Below are 19,015 nucleotides of genomic sequence, written 5' to 3' on the forward strand. Positions count from 1 at the left end.
AACAATTGTGGGATTTAAGTGGAAAATAGCTTGCGGAGAATAGGAGGCACGGGCAAATTAGTTATCTTTTTTCCACTTGGAATGCCGAAGGATTCATAAAGGGTTCTCCAGGCGACGCTAAACTGAAAGCATAAACGGCTGCATTGTCCAGTGAACGACGGTACAGCCGTGTTTTGTTCAACAGGAAATTATATAAAACCCCAAAAATCCGAATCTCTTGGGAACTTCAGATGACCAGTTGCAAGGGGATAGGAGAAGACAGGACCGTATGTAGAGTAACGCGGACAGAGAAGGCGCTACTCTCGCTACCCGTTAGAATAACCTTTTTCCGGCGAAATCCACGGACAACGTAGGCGTCCTCCCGGAAACTACTACAGCATGCACGGGGCTCAAAGGGGAAGTTTGCCGGGGTATTGTACTAAATAGTTATAACTATTTTTCATCTTTCTGTCCTCTTGCCTCCATGTTATGATTTGGAAAAAAATGAGACGGGTGGGTAAGCTGTTGAATGAAACCGTAATTCGGAATTTTAGGCAGGAGGACATGGCAGCGCTGGGTGAATTTTATCAGGTGGTGACGGCAAGCGGTCCTGTGATTTTTTGGTGGGTGGGCGAAGAAGAGAATTATGAAAATGTGTTATGCGCTTTTGAAGGAAATCAGATGGTTGCCAAAGGCCAGGTTGGGGTATTCAACGTTATTCCAAATGAAAGCACGGCGGAGAATAAGCATAGGATTTTCATTAATTTGAAGGTTGTGCCGGGCAGGGAAGAGGATGTGGAGCTGCTGAATGGTGTGTATGAGCGTCTGCTGGCGCGGGCCGTTGCTGTGAAGGAGACGCTGCCGGAGGGTCACGGCACATTATTGTGTGTGGGGAATTATTCGACCGAAACGGGGTATCACCGTTATTTTCAGGAGCAGCAGGGCTATCAGTATTTACATAGTCTGTATAGCCTGCAACGTGATTTGACACAGCCCGTGGTGGAAATGCCGCTTACGGAAGGACTGGACTGGATACACTGGGGGATGGAGACTCGTGAAGAGCAGAACCAGTATATGAAACTGGAATCAGAGGTGTGGCCGGATGCACCGATTGGAGCGGAGCGGCTTGCTGAATATCGTGCCCATCCGCTGTGGACCGCCATTATTGCCCGGGAAGCAGGGACGAGGGTCGCCAGTGTGATGGTTTGGCAGGAGGATGCGGGTGGCGTTATCGAGGATGTGTTCGTCAGGGAAGCCTGGAGAAGACGCGGCATTGCCCGCTTCCTGCTGGCTGAAGCCCTGAAATATTTGCAGGGGCACGGGCTTGAAACCGCCTCACTGATAACAGGAACCGACAACCACTCCGCCCAGGCCCTGTATCAATCGGTTGGTTTTCACATTGAAAGCGAAGAAATCAGATACTATATAGAGCTGTAGAACTCTGCAAAAGCGGCACTGCTTAGCCTATGATGGCCACACAACAGAAGGCAACCTCCCGATAATCCCGGCCTGTGGCTGAGCGATCGGGAGGTTTTCCTTTGGTCAACTGCACAATACATTTCGTCCGAACATCAATATTATTTAATGAGGCCAGCCTTTATACTGAAAGCGTGTTCAACAAGAGTTATAGGGGGCTGTACAATGGAAGGATTAACAATAGGCTGGTATGGGGCACTTGCGGGACTGGCGCTCGCGATTATTCTGATCCTGAGAAAGCTGAATCCGGTTTACTCCTTATTTCTGGGGGCTATCGCAGGTGCGCTGATTGGCGGGGCCAATCTGGAGCAGACGGTGAGTGTACTTGTAAGCGGTACGCAAAGTGTCATGGGTACGGTTCTGCGCGTGCTTGCCGCCGGTGTATTGGCAGGGGTGATGATGGAATCGGGAGCGGCCGAAACGATTGCCCAGGCCATCGTGAAGAAATTCGGCGGGAGCAAAGCCATTCTGGCGCTGGCGCTGGCTACGATGATAATTACAGCGGTAGGGGTATTTATCCCCGTGGCCGTACTGATAGTGGCACCGATTGCTTTATCTGTAGGCAATAAAATGGGAATCTCCAAAATGGCGCTGCTGCTCGCACTCTCCGGCGGCGGAAAAGCAGGGAACATTATCTCACCCAATCCGAATACGATTGCCGCCGCGCGGGGGTTCGACCTGGATCTGAGCCATGTGATGCTGGCCGGCTTCATTCCAGCGGTGTGCGGCTTAATTGTAACCGTTATCGTAGCTTCTCTTTTGAAAAATAAAGGTGTCAGGGTGCTGGACGGGGAAGCAGTGTACAACGAAATTGACACCTCCAAATATCCGCCGCTCGGCAAGGCTATTGTGGCACCGCTTGTTGCGGTCATTCTGCTGATGATCAATCCGATCGGTTCGCTCACGGGCATCGATGCCCTTTCCCGAATTAAAGTTGATGCCTTGTACATTCTGCCGGTTGCCGGGATTATTGGCCTCCTGGCCATGGGCCAGGGAAACAAAATTCTGGCCTTTACTTCATCCGGCCTCAATAAAATGACGGCAACGGTGCTGATTCTGATCGGTGCCGGGGGGATTGCCGGACTCATTGCCGCTTCCGACTTGTCCGTGCAGATCGTCAGCCTGATCCAGGCGGCGGGGATTTCGGGAACTTTCCTGGCACCGATCTCCGGTATTCTGATGGCGGCCGCTACCGGCTCTACCTCGACGGGCGTTATATTGGCGACGGGTTCGTTTGGACAAGCGATTTTGAATATGGGCACGGCGCCGCTGGCCGCAGCGGTCATGGTGCATACCGGAGCCACTGTCATCGACTCCCTGCCGCAGGGCAATTACTTCCATGTCACAGCGGACAGCATGAAAATGTCGATTAAGCAGCGGATGGGGCTCATTCCCTATGAAGCGGTGGTTGGCGGGACGATGGCGGTTGCGGCGACGGTCATTTACGGGTTTTTGTTATAGAGTACAGGCATTAATATATGGTATGGGGTGAGGATATGAAGGGAAAAGAAAAAACATTCGTACTGGCGCCGGATTCCTTCAAAGAGAGCATGACTGCCAAAGAAGTCTGCATTGCCATGGAAAAGGGGCTGCGGAAGGTCTATCCGGCTGCCCATTATATTCATGTACCGATGGCTGACGGCGGGGAAGGAACCGTACAGTCCCTGGTCGATGCTTCGGGCGGGGAAATTCATTATAAAGAGGTGAACGGACCGCTCGGGCAAAAGGTTACGGCGAAATACGGCATTCTTGGCGGCGGACAGACTGCGGCGATTGAGATGGCTTCCGCGAGCGGCATCCATCTGGTGCCGAAGGAAACCCGGAACCCCTTGATCACAACCACTTACGGCACCGGAGAGTTGATCCGGGAGTGCCTGGACCGGGGCATCCGCAAAATCATCATCGGCATCGGCGGCAGCGCGACGAATGACGGGGGAGCCGGCATGGCCGAGGCGCTCGGGGCCCGGTTCCTGGATGAGTCGGGAGCGGAGCTTCCCCGGGGCGGCGGCAGTCTGGACAGACTGGCAAGCATAGATATTTCTGCGCTGGACGAACGCCTCCAGCATGTACAAATGATTGTTGCCTGCGATGTGACGAATCCGCTGTGCGGGGAGCAGGGGGCTTCCCGGGTATTTGGCCCGCAAAAGGGAGCTACACCGGAAATGGTGCAAAAACTTGATGCGAATCTTGCCCATTATGCGGCGGTCGTGAAGCAGCAGCTTCACAAGGATGTGCGTGATCTGCCCGGTGCAGGTGCTGCCGGAGGGTTAGGTGCGGGGCTGCTGATCTTTACCCAGGCTGTGCTGCAGAAGGGAATTGAGATTGTTATTGAATATACCGGCCTGAAGGAAAAACTGGCTGGCGCCGATGTGGTGTTCACAGGCGAAGGCGGCATTGACTTTCAGACGAAGTTCGGGAAAACTCCCTACGGTGTCGCCCGTGCAGCCAAAGCCGGCGGACAAAAGGTCATCGCTGTCGCCGGTTACATCGGCGAGGGCATAGATGCCCTGTATGAGGAAGGCTTCACGGCAATCTTCGGCATTGTTCCCGGGGCCTCCGGCCTGGAGAAGCTGCTGGCTGAGGGGCCGCAGAACGTCGAGCGGACCTGTGAGAATATTGCGAGAATTCTGAAGCTAAGCGAATAGCATAGAAAAACAGCGGCCCTGGAGTGTTCTCTTCAGGGCCGCTTGTCGTGTGAAGCAGCACTACTTGTAGAGCGCCAGCAGACCGTGCGTGAGCTCGAACAACTGGAGCAGATTGCGCGGATCTTTTCCGGTCAGGGCCTGAATCCGTTTCAGGCGGTATTGCAGCGTGTTGCGGTGGATATTCAAGTCATCGGCGGTATGGGAGACGCTGCAATTATGGTTAATGAAGCTTCGAAGCGTCTCAATCATATCTACGGCATCCTCCAGCTTGGCGGCGGTGTTCAGCGGGGCCAAGGAAGCGTGGCTCAGCTTCACCAGAAATTCCACGTTTTCAAAAGCGATGACCTGTGCAGCAGGCTTCAGCGCCAGCAGAATATTCATCGCGGATCTGGCCTGGCGGTAGCTTTCGGCTATGCTCGCTTCCTGCTTGCCGGCGGCGATCAGCACTTGGGGCTGGCCTCGCAAAAGCTCGCGGATCAGTGGTCCGGGATCGCCTGACTCCTGTAAAATAAGCAGCTGCGTCTCTTCATCTATAGCAAAGGAAGGGTAGCGCAGCAGCAGCTTGTCCGGGTCTGCTTCGGCATTGAAATGCTTGATGTACAGCACCACGGTTTTCAGCAGCAGGTCGATCTGATACGGCGCTGCTTCTTTTCTCAGCTTTTGGGAATAGGCTCCCTGATGATTCAGCAGCAGTTCAAGGAAGGCTTTTTTGCGATTCGCTTCATGGGCCAGAGTCTCCAAGCTGTTGCGCTGCTCAATTAACAGGGATACGGTAGTTCTGACAATATTGCAAAAAGGGCGGACCTCATCCGGATTCCCTGAGATGCCGATGACTCCTACGCGGGTATGACCGATTACAATCGGTTCATTGGTGCCTTTTTTCTCAAAACGGCTGTCCTCCCAGACCTCAACCATTCTCCCGGTGGACAGCGCCTGGACCGCTCCCTGATGCACCGTGCCGATCCGTTCCCTTCGGCCGCTGCCGATAATAATCCCGTCTGCGTTCATGATATTAATATTGTATGGGATGTCCGTCATCATTTTATCCACGATCTCCTGGGCCTGATTCTCGGAAAGCTGGAACAAATCCACATCCTCCTTCGTCAAATGGGTAAATAACAGTTAGGGCCTTGCGGCTGATCCGTTACATTGAAGTTGTTGTGCATCTGAACAAAAGTATAGCGGTTTTTAATGCTGTTGTCAGGGGCACTTGCCTGTTTCGGGTAAATCTGGTCCATCTGCAACATTAATCCAGCTGCGGACGTCTAAATACAGAGAGAGAGAAACAGCAGCATAAGGAGGGATTTTCAATGATTACTGTAAAAAAAATATTAGGGCATTCCGCCCTGGCCGCTCTTTTGCTGGTCCTTGCGGCCTGCAATTCAGCGTCTGAAGCGGAGCCGCAGCAGACCCAGGGTTCGCCTTCGCCAAGCGCGTCAGCGAGCGCAGCGCCAAGCGCGTCAGCGAGCGCAGCGCCAAGCGCATCAGCGAGCGCAGCGCCAAGCACGTCAGCGAGTGCAGTGCCAAGCGCGCCAGCAAGCGCAGCGCCGGCTTCTTCGGAACCGGCAGAGAGCCAGGTGCCGCAGGCTTCGGGCGCACCGGAGGAAGGGACGCCTCCTACAGCTATGGAAGCGGCAACCACAGTGCTGCGAGCCCTGAGCCGAGGCAATATGGAGACCCTCGCATCCTGGGCGCACCCCGACAAAGGTGTCCGTTTTTCACCTTACGCCCATGTTGATACGGCAACTGATCTGGTATTCACCAGAGATCAACTGGAGGGGCTGATGAAAGATTCTAAACCGTACGTATGGGGGAAATTCGCCGGTTCGGGGGAGGCCATCAAGCTGACCTTTGCGGAATACTTCAAGCGGTTTGTCTATGACGCCGACTTCATGAATAAGGCTGAAACGGCCCTGAATAAGGGGCTCGGGCAGGGAACAACCCTGAATAATATCAACGAAGTCTATCCCAAGGACAGCTACGACTTCGTAGAATATCACATCGCCGGTGTAGATCCGGCCAATGAAGGCATGGACTGGCGCAGCCTGCGCCTGGTCTTCGAGAAAATGGGCGAGGACCGCGCCCTCGTAGGCATCGTCCACGATCAATGGACGCCATAAATAGAAAAGAGACGGACGCACCACTGGTTTATTCCGGTGGCAGCGTCCGTTTTCTATATGAGCCACACATTGAAAAAATACCGGAAATGCCAAGGGGAACGAAGATTGAACACAGGGACGGACTGAGAATCCGTTATTTTGCCTAAAACGGCCCTGTCTGCGGGGGTTTTAGGCAAATAAGCGCACCGGAGTCCGACCGGAATATTCCGGAAAGTCGCTGCATGGTGCAGATAAGCACACTGGAGTCCGGAACCTTCCGATTTCGTAACCATGCTTCAGCGTCCGGCGGTCAGTGTCCCTGCGGCATGTTCCCTTTCGTTTGATCTACGCCAAAAAGACCGTGCCTCCGGGGGCACGGTCTATTTAGGCCTATCTAAGCAGGTACATCCGGGCCTGCAACCCGGGCCAGTCCTCCAAGTTACAATTCCAGCCTACCTTACACTGGAACCGGACGATGAAGGAGCAGCGGTTAGGGACTTGGCAGTTGCGGTATAACCTTCCGGCAGATACGTTACTGCGGTGCCCTTGGTGATGACCATCGGGTACATTTTGCCCGGGTCGGGCTTGGTTACGCTGAAATAGATGACCGCCGTCTTGTCTTTGCCGAATTCGATCCGGTTAATAGCCAGTCCATACCCCGGGTTCGGCAGATCATTGACGGTAAGTGTAACTTTGTTTACGCCTTGGCCGGCTTTTTCCAGAGTTATTGAACCCTCATACAGCTGAGCAGGAGCTGCGGTTCCCTCATCCGGAGGTGTCACCTCTGGTGTAATCACCGTTTGGGCAAACTCAGCAGCGTCATAGATCCAGACGGCAGCTTCCGCACGGGTCACCGCATCATTTGGACGGAAAGTATTATTTTTTTCCAATGTCACCAAATGGGTGTTCACCAGAATCTGCAGGCTATTCATCTCAGCATTGGACAGCTTGCTGCCATCCGAGATATCGGCGTACATCAGCGTTACCGGGAAGTTCCCCTTGCTCTGCAAAGCCTGAGTCAGCAAATGGGCGAACTGGATACGTGTCATCGCAGCGTTCGGATCAACCGACTTATCCAGGGTCAGACCGTTTTGCTTCGCAATGAGGAAGGCGGATGCATACCACGCTTTATCCTTTACTTTGTCAAAATATACACTAGACGTAACTGTACTACCACCGCCCGATGCCTTCGGGGACAACTGCAGGCCGTTCACAATAAACTGGATGCCTTGGGCAAAGGTAACCTTTGATTTTGGCGCAAATCTGTCCGTAGTCACTCCATTAACGACTCCCTTGTTATGCAGTGCGTTGATTTTCGACTCAGCGGGATCTCCCTTGATGTCGGAAAATGCAAAAGCCGATGCTCCAAAAGATACGCTTGCCGCCAGAATGCCGCACGCAATAGTTATTTTTTTTGCGCTCATCTGGAAAGAATATTTATTCATTGTGCCTCACCTCTTATCCTCTTAGATGGCGGAAAGCGTAGAAAGGTTGCAGGTCCACTCCAAAAAAATGCAATGCAGAGGAATTATCCCCGCAGCAGCGACTCCACACCGTCCACAAAAATCTCCGTGCCAGTAAAAAGAAACAACTCATCCGAAGCCAGGAAAAGCACCAGGTTGGCGGCTTGCTCCGGTTTGCCGGGAGCCTGCTCCAGCGGATGATTGCCGTCCGGAAATTCTAAGGGGATTCGTAATTCGTACTTCCTCTAGTTCTTTGCTTTTATACGTATTTTATCCAATATTAGTGTCAATAGAACCGGGGCACACGGCATTTATGCGAATGGTGTATTGCGCCAGCTTAAGTAACCGCCGTTTTTCTTCATACGATGGACTCAATCTCCTGTGTAGTTTGTGCGAGATTCACAAGGGAAAGATCAAGTTTATATGCTACAACCCAATGCTGGGCAAAACGTAAAGCCGTGGCCTTGCTGACCCCTGATGCTCCCCCGGTGACTATTGGGATTCTTTCTTCAGTAACTAAATACCCTGTGCCCCCCGGATGAACCAGCCTTTTGATGTGGTGAGAGTACGCGGTAAGAGTATGCGGTGAGGATTGAACAGCGGCGCCTTTTCGCTGTACACTTAGGAATGGTAGCGCTTTGATTATAAAATCAGTTCATGACAGGAGAACATAGATGGTTCAGCAGCAGGGGATGGAACGGATTAACGTGGGGATTTTTGCCCATGTTGATGCGGGGAAGACAACAACTACGGAGCATATTCTCTATGAAAGCGGCCGCATTAAGGCGGTGGACAGTGTAGACAGCGGAACGGCGTTGACCGACTCCATGGAGGTGGAGCGCCAGCGGGGGATTTCCGTGCGTGCGGCCTTGGCATCGTTCGAGTGGCGGGGCGTGCAGGTGAATCTGGTCGATACACCGGGCCATGTCGATTTCCTGTCCGAGGTGGAGCGGAGCTTGCGGGTGATGGACTGTGCGGTGCTTATTTTGTCGGCGGTCGAAGGTGTGCAGGCCCAGAGCGAGATGATCTGGAACGCGCTGCGCAAGCTGGGGATTCCGACACTGGTTTTTCTGAACAAAATGGACCGGACCGGCGCAGACCCCGAAGCTGTGCTGGTTCAGGCAAGAACGTATCTGTCCGGTGATATCCTGCCGGTCCAGCAGGCGCTGGGACAAGAACAGGAATATGCTGGTGCTGTAGATCTATGGGCAGAAGCTGCGGACCCTGCGGCGCGGATAGAGCTTTTGGAAGCCCTGGCGGAACGGGACGAGGCGCTTTTGGAGACATATATGTCGGACACTCCGCTTGATCTGACAGCCTGGAAGGAACAGTTGAAGGCTGGAGCAGCCGCTGGCCGATGGTTCCCGCTTGTCTACGGCGTGGCCGCCAAAGGCCTTGGCATTACGCAGCTGCTGGACGCGATGACCGATTATTTTCCCCGTGCCGGCGGGAATCCGCAACTGCCGGTGTCCGGCATCGTGTACAGCATTCAGCGTGACAAAACCATGGGCCGCATGGCCTACGTCCGCCTCTATCAGGGAATGGTCCGCAACCGGGATACGGTGATGAATTATACGCAGGATGTTCAAGGCAAGGTCACACAAATCCGCAAGGTGGAAGGCGGACGCACGGAGGATGTCGGGACGCTGGAGGCCGGAGATATCGCCGTAGTCTACGGATTGTCCGGGGTAAAAATCGGCGATGTGCTGGGCGTGCCGGACGCGGTTCCGCAGGAAGCGAAGCTGGCTGTGCCGCTGCTCACCGTGCGGGTGCATTGGGATGCGGCTGTGGATGAGCATAAGGTCATCGGAGCCTTCCAGGAGCTGGCCGATGAAGATCCGCTGCTTGATACCCAGTGGCTTCAGGATGAGCGGGAGCTGCACATCAAGGTCATGGGTCCGATTCAGCTGGAAATTCTGGACAGTGTGCTGGAGAGCCGGTACGGACTGAAGGTTACCTTCGGCCAGCCGTCGGTGATCTATCGGGAGACGCCAAGCCGCGCGGGCGAAGGTTATGTCGCCTACCTGATGCCCAAGCCGTGCTGGGCGATTCTGCGGTTCCGGATTGAACCGGGACCGCCGGGCAGCGGACTTCGCTATGAATCACTGGTCCGCAGTTCCGATCTGCTGCCGCAATATCAGAACGAAACCGCCCGCCGCGTGCCGGAGGCGTTAATGCAGGGTCTATACGGCTGGGAGGTAACCGACCTTAAGGTCACGCTAACCGAGGGGCAGCATCATGTGTGGCATACGCATCCGCTGGATTTTGCGGTGGCTACACCGATGGCCATCATGGACGGGCTGAACCGGGTCGGCACCAAGCTGCTGGAGCCGATTCTCCAGGTCCGCATTGTTGTACCCGAAGAGAACGGCGGCCGCGTCATGAACGATCTCGTACAGATGCGCGGCACCTTCGAGCCGCCCGTCCTGCAAGGCGAACGGATGATCATCGAGGGCCGGCTGCCGCTGGCAACGTCACTCGATTACCCCGTGAGCTTAAGCTCCTACACGAAGGGGCGCAGCACGTTCACTTCCTTTTTTGCCGGCTACGAGGAATGCCCTCCGGATGTCCGGGCCGAGCGCACCCGCCGGGGCGTGAACCCGCTCGATCAGGCGAGGTATATCCTGAGCGTGCGGAAGGCGCTGCAGGGGTAGGCAGAGTGGAAAGAGAATTAGTAGGAAGAGATATTGTTTGCATGTGGCAGAATGGCATAGAATGAATTGTGTACCAGCATGAGAGTGTTGAGAGGAACTTTTTTTAAGATAGATTGGATAAACAGCAGATAGATTGGATGTTGGGATTAAATTTGTGGTGCGAATGTAAAGCGCACATGAAATCCCCGGGTCCTTCGCACCTGGATTATTACATTATTTGTATATAAAAGTTGGAATAAACATCACTGACGCTTTGTATTTAGCGTAATAAAGTGGATTTAAGAATGTTAAAAATGGATTTGTGCTGTTTTTAAGTGAGAAATCGCAGTCGCTCCTTATGTGGGAGCGTGGATTGAAATTTTTGGTTTTTAAAGATGGAAGAGTTGTAGAGAAGTCGCTCCTTATGTGGGAGCGTGGATTGAAATAAGGCACAAGAGAGCAGCCGAGCTACAGAACGCCGTCGCTCCTTATGTGGGAGCGTGGATTGAAATAGGGCCTTATCCATTATGACTACATCATATTTTCGTCGCTCCTTATGTGGGAGCGTGGATTGAAATATGCTCTGTTTATCCTTGCTTCCGGGCCAAAAATGTCGCTCCTTATGTGGGAGCGTGGATTGAAATCAATTGGCGGACGAACAGCAGTGGGGTTGGGTGGGTCGCTCCTTATGTGGGAGCGTGGATTGAAATCGAAACTGCCGGAAGTCGTGAAACAAATGTCCAAGGTCGCTCCTTATGTGGGAGCGTGGATTGAAATCCTAATCACTGCTACAAGCCGCGCAAGACTATGCGTCGCTCCTTATGTGGGAGCGTGGATTGAAATCGGGCGTTGTACCAGTCCAAGAAATCACCATGTAGGTCGCTCCTTATGTGGGAGCGTGGATTGAAATATTTGAAGCTGCACAGGAAGCCGTCCGCAGGCTCTGGTCGCTCCTTATGTGGGAGCGTGGATTGAAATATATGGAGCAATCAAGCCTTTATCAAAATCACGAAAGTCGCTCCTTATGTGGGAGCGTGGATTGAAATACTGAAACAGTCAAAGAACTCAAAGAGGCCGTCAAGGTCGCTCCTTATGTGGGAGCGTGGATTGAAATCTGGTAGTCCATTGTTCACTCCAGCGGGATTATCGTCGCTCCTTATGTGGGAGCGTGGATTGAAATCAGATCAATTTAACATCGTCCATACTCGCACGGTGTCGCTCCTTATGTGGGAGCGTGGATTGAAATTATATACCGTGGATCATTATCGTGATGCTCATTTTGTCGCTCCTTATGTGGGAGCGTGGATTGAAATCATAAGATCATCCAGGATCTTGTCCTGCTTATTCGTCGCTCCTTATGTGGGAGCGTGGATTGAAATTTGCTGACAAGTGGCGAGTCTGTCATCCGCAGCACAGTCGCTCCTTATGTGGGAGCGTGGATTGAAATTGAATTCTTGCCGGATCTGATAAACCTCTTGTATGTCGCTCCTTATGTGGGAGCGTGGATTGAAATTATTTTCACCTCTGCGGTAATTGTGCCGATCCGGGGTCGCTCCTTATGTGGGAGCGTGGATTGAAATCCCATCGCCCTCGTTGATTAGTTTTTTACTTCAGTCGCTCCTTATGTTGGAGCGTGGATTGAAATCTCCGCGCTCATTACACTATTTAACTCATGTTGCGTCGCTCCTTATGTGGGAGCGTGGATTGAAATAATGAGCATGACTGCCAATAGGCTGTTCACATAGGTCGCTCCTTATGTGGGAGCGTGGATTGAAATGCCTTGTCCCTGCATTTTGGATTTTGGCACCAATGTCGCTCCTTATGTGGGAGCGTGGATTGAAATCAACTACTACAAAACCCCACTCGAACAATGGATTGTCGCTCCTTATGTGGGAGCGTGGATTGAAATACTCTCTAAAGCCTCGATGTGCCATTCCTGCAATCGTCGCTCCTTATGTGGGAGCGTGGATTGAAATCGGGTGATCGGAGGAGACGAATAATGGCAGTAGAGTCGCTCCTTATGTGGGAGCGTGGATTGAAATTGCGACCTCTGACGCAAATGCAGCAGCCGGAGAAAGTCGCTCCTTATGTGGGAGCGTGGATTGAAATCGAATCATATTTTTAAGAATGATGGCGTGCTGCTGTCGCTCCTTATGTGGGAGCGTGGATTGAAATAGCCGCAACTGTAGCTCCTTGGGCTTACCATAGCTGTCGCTCCTTATGCGGGAGCGTGGATTGAAATTTGGACTGTTGGGTTATAGATTTGTTTGCTCATTTGTCGCTCCTTATGTGGGAGCGTGGATTGAAATATAAGCAGGCACATCAGGTACAGGGGGTTTAACTGAGTCGCTCCCTATGTGGGAGCGTGGATTGAAATGCCTGCTTGGTGCTGAAGACAGCGGTAAGACTTCGTCGCTTCCTATGTGGAAGCGTGGATTGAAATAATCACAGAATTTGTTACAGAATTAATCTGCTGATAGTCGCCCCCTACGCGGGAACGTGTACCAAAATCCTAAATCCAGTTGAAACTTAAATTTTCTTCCAAGCCGCAAAAGCATAATGTTTGAACCTTCAAATAACCCCAGATACTGCAAAGCACCAGAAGTTTGCTGCATTAGCAAAACTTTTGGTGCTTTGTTGCATCCAGCAGACTTATTCCCGTGTGAATTTCCCCGAAGAAATGAATTTTATGTAGAATCATGGAAAATTAATCTGTAAAAAATTCCATATAAATGTATAATATTGCTATGAAATAATTCTTTTAGCTCATATCCGTGCTTCTTTCTATGTTAAAAGTACTAGTCTTGTAATTAGTCAGAAATGAGGTGAAGTTCATGTTCATGGATCCTAAAAAGGAAATAAAACCTCCTACGCTGGATTTGGTAATAAAGGACATACAAGAATCCAGAAAAAAGGTGCCGGAAGACAGATTCAATATTACTATAGTTACTCCTATGTTTGGGGGCGGCAGTAAACCTGGATTTACGGATTCTGCTTTTCCGATTCGAAGTGCTTCAATTCGTGGCCATTTGCGATTCTGGTGGAGAGCCACGCGAGGAGCGGCATTTGAGAGTGTTACTGAACTCCGCCAGCGCGAGGTCGAAATTTTTGGGGATTCTCATTCACCCAGCAGGGTGAAGATATCGGTACATATTTTCAATAAAACAGAGCCTGAAAAGGGAAAAGAGCATTCAGCATCAATTAATAATGAGACCCCAAAAAGGACTGTTAGATTGCCGCGCTATGCAGTATTTCCATTCGACAAAAATAATCCCGGGTCTAATATGCAGCAATTTGAATTAACAATCCGCTATACCCCACGACTTCCCAAACAGGCGGATACCTTGGAGAATGGCTCAAAGCCATTTCTTAATGTAGAGCAACTACGGAAGGAAATCACTCCTGCATTGTGGGCCTGGATTAATTTCGGTGGACTTGGAAGCAGAACCCGGCGTGGTTGCGGTAGCTTGTATTGCAAGGATTTTGCGCCAGAGCGTACGTCTACACATCCCAAGTATGAAGATTGGTTTCATGGGAAAGTTGCGGATTATGAATTGGAGCTGGATACGCAATTGGAGAAGAAGGAATGGCCTACTCTGTCAAGGAGCGTAATTATTCAAGAATATGAAAGAGACATGATTTCAGCTTGGAACGATGTGATTAAGCTGTATCACAACTTCAGGTCGCAACCGAACAACACGTATATTTACTCTAAACCTCCTAAATACGAACGCAGCCTATGGCCGGAAGCGGATTCGCTGCGGCGGGTTACTGGCATGTCTGAGGAAGATCATAAAAAACCATCTCCATTTAAAAAGCAGGAGTTTTTTTCTTTTCCACGCGCACAGCTTGGACTTCCTATTATTTTCCAGTTTAAACAAGATGAATATTTAAAGAAACGATATTCAAATTTTCGAGAGCCGTATAATATGCAATTGGCACCCAAAGACAAAAGCAGGCTTGCTTCACCGCTTATTACTAAGGCGCTTGCACGTAGTGATAAACGTGGAGTGGGGATTATTGTAAAACTGAATCAGCCCCGATTATCGGAGTTGGAGTTGAAAGTAATAGAAAATAAGGAAGATAAGAGAAAAAGATCGCCCAGAGACTTTGCTCACATAGAAAGTATCGAAGAGCTTGTCGCTCACAAGCCTATTAGAGAAAAAGATATATATAAAGAACTTAGTTATCCGGGAAGTCCTATGAAGCAGGGGCAGAAGAGTGCAATTCAGGCTTTTTTAGAGAGTGAGGAGGTAAAGGAATGGAAGAGAACTTCCTACAGGCCGAACCCCAAACAGAAGTAGTAATGCTCATTTCCATTGGCCCCGTTCAGGAGTTTATCGCCCAGGCGCGTAAGACGAGAGATCTGTGGTTTGGGTCTCATTTGCTGTCTGAAATTAGCAAGGAAGCTGCGCGCAGGTTAGCGGAGGCCCATAATGCCCGTATGATTTTCCCCTATATCCATAAGGAAAAGATTGCATACGGACTGGATGATCTCAAAGTGGCTAACAAGGTGCTTGCGATTGTCCCTACTAATGATCCGAAAGCGGTAGCGCTGGATGTGAGACGAGCAGTAGTGACGAAGTGGCTGGGTTATGCAAATAAAGCTAAAGAGGAGTTAGGCAGCGGTATTATAGGACCAATGTGGGAAAGACAAGTTAAGGACTTCATCGAATTTTATGCCGTTTGGTCGGAGCTGGAAAGTGAAGAGAAATATGCAGAGGTGTTGCAGCAGACCGAACAGCTCATGGCAGCCCGTAAAACCTTGCGTGACTTTCGGCCCAACGAGCCGGCAGACCTTTTTGGTGATGATAAATCGGGCCTTGATAGCGGAAGGGAATCTGTATTGAAACCTTCCCAATATATGTCCTACGCCGGATTTGGCATCAAGCACAAAGAAACACTAGATGCGATCTCGCTGGTCAAACGCTTGTCCCGTTTTACTGTGGATAAGAAGGAATTCAAGTCCGTATGTGATGTTGCGTTCCAACAGTTTCGAGATGAATTGGGGGCCTCAAGGAACCAGTGGATGAAGACAGCGGTGGATGAGTACTACCGGGATTTGAAGCATAAATATGGGACTGCATTAAAGCTTACCGGCAGTGACCTGCAATCCTATAAGTCCGAGATGTTCTATACCAGCAGGGTTGAAGAGGCCGTGGTAGAACTCGCTGCCGAGATGAAGAAACCGATAAATAGAGTTAAGCAACTGGAAATTACTCAAAACATCCTAACCTCACTTGAAGAATTATATGGAAAAATCCTAAAAGAACCTACTCCCTATTACGCTCTAGTTGTAGGAGATGGCGACCGCATGGGTGATGCCCTGCGCAAAATGAAGACCCCTGCAGAGCATCAGTCGTTCACTGAACACCTCTCCGGGTTTGCTTCGGAGGTAGAGCGGATTGTATTCAAAGACGATATTAAAGGACAGATGATTTACAGCGGCGGGGATGACCTGATGGCTTTGCTCCCGGTTCATCGCTGTCTGGCTGCAGCCCAAGAGATTCGGCAAGCTTTTACTAATACTATGACCCTGGCACTGCCGGATGAAGATCAGCGTCCAACATTATCTGTGGGTATAGCGATTGTACATATGTTTGAGCCGCTGGAAGACTCTTTGCTGATAGCGCGAGCAGCAGAGGCTCTGGCCAAGGTGCGTCGTGATGAACTGGCTATTCACTTTCAGAAGCGCAGCGGAAGTGAGGAGATGAGGGTTAGCTTGCCGTTTTCTGAGAATCCCGTGAATACTATTGTGAAATTACAATCCTTGTATAGAAATAGATACATTTCAACTTCTTTTGCCTACGGACTAAGACAGTTGCACGCTGAGTACTTGGATTTAAAAGCACACGGGTCCCTCCAAAACGAGGGGATGGGAGAATTGCTGTACTTTGAAATTCGGCGGCTACTGTTGCTCAAAAAGCCTGAATTTAAGAGCAAGGACGAAATAATAAAAGAAGTGCTATCTGTGTTTAAAGGGTTGGAACAAACCGATTCTGATCGTGTTAAAGACCCGTTGGTTCTCTTGAATCGTTTGGCAGAACAATGCGTTATTGCAGTAACTCTGGAGAAAGTAGGGGGAGCCTATGGAACGAACGATACAAATTCAACCTCTTGATCCGCTCATGATCCGGGATGGCAGGCCGTTCGGCAATACGCCTGGGGCGAGAGCACATACCTTGGGTACAGTCACACCTGGCGTAGTAGCTGGAACCTTGCGTACCTTGATGCAAAAAAATAATACAGCGGGAACATTCGGTACAACGACTAAGGATGCGGAACGGGAGGGGAAACCCTCGACTGTGGCTAAGGTTGATATACGTGGACCGTTATATATGTTGAATGACAGATTATTTCTGCCGATGCCCTATGATTTGGATCTGTATGAGCCTGGGCTACAGGAAGATCCTGCGAGCATACATGTTAATGTAAGGCGGCCTATCGAACCAGCGAAGAATACGCCCACCCATCTTCACGGGTTCCTCGGTACCGGCAAAACCAGCCTCCATGAGGATAAGCTATGGCCGGTCTCGATGGATACGGAAATCCGGAAGCCTCTTAAGTCTGCGCCAGCTTATATCTCCGCTGAGTGGATGATTAAGTGGCTTTGCGATAATTTACAGCCCGAGCAGTGGAGTGCTGCGATAGCAGAATGGCGAAGCAAACCGGAGGATAAGGTGCATTTTATCGCTCCTTTTGTGAAGGAGGTACGTACGCATACCGCAATACAAGCGGAAACCTCAACGGTACAGGACAAAGCCCTGTTTTCTACCGAATCTCTGGTGATTCCCCCGGATGTATCGCTTATTGCCAGTGCAAGTATAGGTTCAGATGTGAAATGGGAAGGTACAATCAGCGGCATCCACTCTTTTGGCGGCAAGCGGCGGCTGGCTCATTTTCGAGAGATTGACGACCAAGAGATACAGGATAATATCTGGAAATGTCCGGAAGCCATTGCGCAGGCCGTAGCTGAGAATCCAAGATATCTGCGGATGGTGTTGGCTACTTCCGCCTATTTCTCCAAAGGATGGTTGCCGGGATGGCTGGATGGAGATTTGAGATCGACTGATAGGTTCGACAAACAACTGCAAATAGAATTGTGTTGGGCTTGCCTGCCGCGCTGGGAAGGGATCTCGGGTTGGAGCTATCGACATAATCAGCCGAAGGCGGTAAGACGTATGGTTGCAGCAGGCAGTGTTTATTTTTTCAAGGTTATCAGTGGTGATCCGGTGGAATTTGTTCGGCGGAATTGGCTGACTTCCATGTCTGATGAGGATCGGCGCAAGGCTTTTTTTGACAAGCAGGATGGGTATGGATTGGCAACCTGGGGTGTGTGGACACCGTATGGACATCATAAAGGAATGGATAAGGGGGACATAAGATGACTAACAACAGATTGTACTATGTGCATTGTATGAGTTCAGTACATATCGGTACAGGACAAGGTGTAGGTATCATTGATATGCCGATGATTCGCGAAAAAGTGACGGAATGGCCCTACCTGCCAGGCTCAAGCATGAAAGGGGTGCATCGGGTATTTTTCAAAAGCGGTATCCACAAGCAACCCGAGAAGTGGCTAAATAGTGCCTTTGGCAAAGCATCTAATAAAGGGACAAACTTCAATAGTGATGATGGTTTCGAATTAGACGATGGAAATGCAGGAGCGTTAGTGATGTCAGACGCCAAAATCTTGGCCTTCCCAGTGGCAAGCCGTTATGGCACATTCGCTTATGTAACTTGTCCGCTTGTACTAAAGCGCTTCAGACGGGATACGGTAGCTGCGGGCGTCGATATGCCTGAATTCGACTGGGCAGCGCTGGAGTCTGTAGTGAATTCAGGGGTGGTCATGCTCCACACTGACAGTAAACTTGACAAGAACAACGAAGTATTTGTTGACGAATTCACCAGTGGAGCCGTGAAAGACGAAGCTTTTGCAAAATGGACAGATTGGCTGGCGGGGCAGATATTCGTGAAGGATGAACTCTCTGAGACCATGCTCAAGGAACGGATGCTGCTTGTCTCTGATGAAGCTTTTCAGTATTTCGTTTCAATGTGCAGCGAGGTCGTGCCACGGATTCGAATTGGTCTGGAAACCGGTAGCGTGGAGCCCGGCGCGCTGTGGAATGAAGAATATTTACCGGTGGAATCCATCCTTTATGGTGTGATCTGGAGTGACGGGATTTCTGTGAAAACACTGGAGAATCGGGGGCTGCTGGATATTTTTCCTGAGGAAGCTTTTTTGCAGATCGGGGGCAATGCCACGGTAGGTAAAGGCAGAATCCGGTGCAGATACGTGAAAGGGGGAGCCTGATGAAATCAGCAGCACATACTTATGCGGAAAAAGCGATGCAGAGCATCCGTTCAGTAGAAGCAGATCCAGACTGCAACAATAAAGATTATGGGCGATTGTGCCTGCTATTTCCTTCGATGGTCCAAGTAAATGGATTGCGATTGACCGTGGCCTTTTTTCAGAGTAAAGGTAAATCTCAGAAGACTCTGCATCAGCGCTACCTGCAGGATTTGGCTGCGGCTGTGGGTTCTGCTGCTTGGGAAACGGGGCTAAGCACTAATGATATGATGGATTACCGCGATCTGACCCGGCATGTGCTTCAAGCGGCAGTCTGGTTCAAACGTTATGCAGAAGCTATTCTCAAGGTGGAGGCAGCTGATGGGCTGGATAGTTAACCGAAGAAAGGAGGTCTTACGTTGAATGCGTA

12 protein-coding genes, 1 pseudogene and 1 CRISPR repeat array are annotated in these 19,015 nt (G+C 50.7%); of the genes and pseudogenes, 10 read left to right on the forward strand and 3 right to left on the reverse strand.

Translation table 11 applies throughout. The annotated features are described in order from the left end of the window. Positions 1 to 543: 543 nt before the first annotated feature. From PRIO_RS06880 to PRIO_RS06890, 3 genes are all read left to right on the forward strand, one after another. Positions 544 to 1,416 carry a GNAT family N-acetyltransferase gene (locus PRIO_RS06880; protein WP_020427476.1) on the forward strand — a complete coding sequence of 291 codons (873 nt, stop codon included), beginning with the start codon at positions 544 to 546 and terminating at the stop codon, positions 1,414 to 1,416. A gap of 204 nt (positions 1,417 to 1,620) precedes the next feature. Next, on the forward strand, positions 1,621 to 2,916 hold the full coding sequence (locus tag PRIO_RS06885; protein ID WP_020427477.1) for a GntP family permease: 1,296 nt from the start codon (positions 1,621 to 1,623) through the stop codon (positions 2,914 to 2,916). Between the two features lie 35 nt (positions 2,917 to 2,951). Then, complete coding sequence (locus tag PRIO_RS06890) at positions 2,952 to 4,100, forward strand: glycerate kinase family protein (RefSeq protein ID WP_039787092.1); 1,149 nt, start codon at positions 2,952 to 2,954, stop codon at positions 4,098 to 4,100. A 60-nt stretch (positions 4,101 to 4,160) separates the two neighbouring features. Here PRIO_RS06890 and PRIO_RS06895 read toward each other — a convergent pair whose 3' ends face one another. Continuing rightward, on the reverse strand, positions 4,161 to 5,186 hold the full coding sequence (locus PRIO_RS06895; RefSeq protein WP_020427479.1) for a CdaR family transcriptional regulator: 1,026 nt from the start codon (positions 5,184 to 5,186) through the stop codon (positions 4,161 to 4,163). A 224-nt stretch (positions 5,187 to 5,410) separates the two neighbouring features. On the opposite strand from PRIO_RS06895, the gene PRIO_RS06900 reads away from it, so the two are divergent. Next, positions 5,411 to 6,220: a hypothetical protein gene (locus PRIO_RS06900; RefSeq protein WP_046501615.1), complete on the forward strand. Its 810-nt coding sequence runs from the start codon at positions 5,411 to 5,413 to the stop codon at positions 6,218 to 6,220. A gap of 431 nt (positions 6,221 to 6,651) precedes the next feature. Here PRIO_RS06900 and PRIO_RS06905 read toward each other — a convergent pair whose 3' ends face one another. Then, complete coding sequence (locus PRIO_RS06905; protein ID WP_020427482.1) at positions 6,652 to 7,644, reverse strand: S-layer homology domain-containing protein; 993 nt, start codon at positions 7,642 to 7,644, stop codon at positions 6,652 to 6,654. Positions 7,645 to 7,727: 83 nt separating this feature from the next. Beyond that, positions 7,728 to 8,016: pseudogene (locus PRIO_RS36605) on the reverse strand (SDR family oxidoreductase); the annotation flags it as partial. Positions 8,017 to 8,336: 320 nt separating this feature from the next. Here PRIO_RS36605 and PRIO_RS06915 point away from each other — a divergent pair. The 6 genes from PRIO_RS06915 (at position 8,337) to cmr5 (ending at position 18,983) form a co-directional block, all read left to right on the forward strand. After that, complete coding sequence (locus PRIO_RS06915) at positions 8,337 to 10,316, forward strand: GTP-binding protein (protein ID WP_046501621.1); 1,980 nt, start codon at positions 8,337 to 8,339, stop codon at positions 10,314 to 10,316. Positions 10,317 to 10,643: 327 nt separating this feature from the next. Next, positions 10,644 to 12,738: direct repeats of the CRISPR family, unit length 32 nt; unit sequence GTCGCTCCTTATGTGGGAGCGTGGATTGAAAT. A 397-nt stretch (positions 12,739 to 13,135) separates the two neighbouring features. Next, positions 13,136 to 14,599 (forward strand): type III-B CRISPR module RAMP protein Cmr1, encoded by a 1,464-nt coding sequence (cmr1, locus tag PRIO_RS06920; protein WP_167345589.1) that lies wholly within the window; start codon positions 13,136 to 13,138, stop codon positions 14,597 to 14,599. Then, positions 14,557 to 16,416, forward strand: coding sequence for a type III-B CRISPR-associated protein Cas10/Cmr2 (cas10, locus tag PRIO_RS06925; RefSeq protein ID WP_020431432.1), 1,860 nt, complete (start codon positions 14,557 to 14,559; stop codon positions 16,414 to 16,416). The genes cmr1 and cas10 overlap by 43 nt, the downstream gene beginning before the upstream one ends. Then, positions 16,385 to 17,683 carry a type III-B CRISPR module-associated protein Cmr3 gene (gene cmr3, locus PRIO_RS06930; protein WP_020431433.1) on the forward strand — a complete coding sequence of 433 codons (1,299 nt, stop codon included), beginning with the start codon at positions 16,385 to 16,387 and terminating at the stop codon, positions 17,681 to 17,683. Before cas10 ends, cmr3 begins: the two co-directional genes overlap by 32 nt. Continuing rightward, positions 17,680 to 18,609 carry a type III-B CRISPR module RAMP protein Cmr4 gene (cmr4, locus tag PRIO_RS06935; RefSeq protein ID WP_020431434.1) on the forward strand — a complete coding sequence of 310 codons (930 nt, stop codon included), beginning with the start codon at positions 17,680 to 17,682 and terminating at the stop codon, positions 18,607 to 18,609. The genes cmr3 and cmr4 overlap by 4 nt, the downstream gene beginning before the upstream one ends. Next, entirely contained in the window at positions 18,609 to 18,983 is a 375-nt protein-coding gene (gene cmr5, locus PRIO_RS06940) for a type III-B CRISPR module-associated protein Cmr5 (RefSeq protein WP_020431435.1), read from the forward strand. Before cmr4 ends, cmr5 begins: the two co-directional genes overlap by 1 nt. Positions 18,984 to 19,015 lie beyond the last annotated feature (32 nt).

The sequence above is a fragment of the Paenibacillus riograndensis SBR5 genome (assembly GCF_000981585.1).
Taxonomy (GTDB): Bacteria; Bacillota; Bacilli; order Paenibacillales; family Paenibacillaceae; genus Paenibacillus_AQ; species Paenibacillus_AQ riograndensis.